The sequence below is a fragment of the Lactococcus sp. EKM203L genome (assembly GCF_011800585.1).
Taxonomy (GTDB): domain Bacteria; phylum Bacillota; class Bacilli; order Lactobacillales; family Streptococcaceae; genus Lactococcus; species Lactococcus lactis.
Window position 1 is genome coordinate 1 of sequence record NZ_JAALEQ010000064.1, and the last position, 273, is coordinate 273.

Below are 273 nucleotides of genomic sequence, written 5' to 3' on the forward strand. Positions count from 1 at the left end.
GAATTAGAAAACCATGATGTCAGAGTTGTGGATAGAGAAACCTTGACACTTGCTAAAGCAAATCCTCATGAAAATCTTGGGAATCATAAGAAGATCAATAAGTTTTAAATAGACCAATTTGACTTTGGTAAGAATAGGTGTTACTATTAAGAGGTAGGTTTTGTCTCGAGTTTAAATGTTTTAGGAATGCACTTTTTCGCAAAATAGGATTTACAGATGATGCGAAAGGATGTATTATATGAATAAAGGAACAATAAATTGGTTTAACGCTGA

1 pseudogene is annotated in these 273 nt (G+C 32.2%); it reads left to right on the forward strand.

The features are described 5' to 3' along the window. Positions 1 to 108 (forward strand): annotated as a pseudogene (locus HFD15_RS14105) (bacteriocin); the annotation flags it as partial. Positions 109 to 273: the final 165 nt, after the last annotated feature.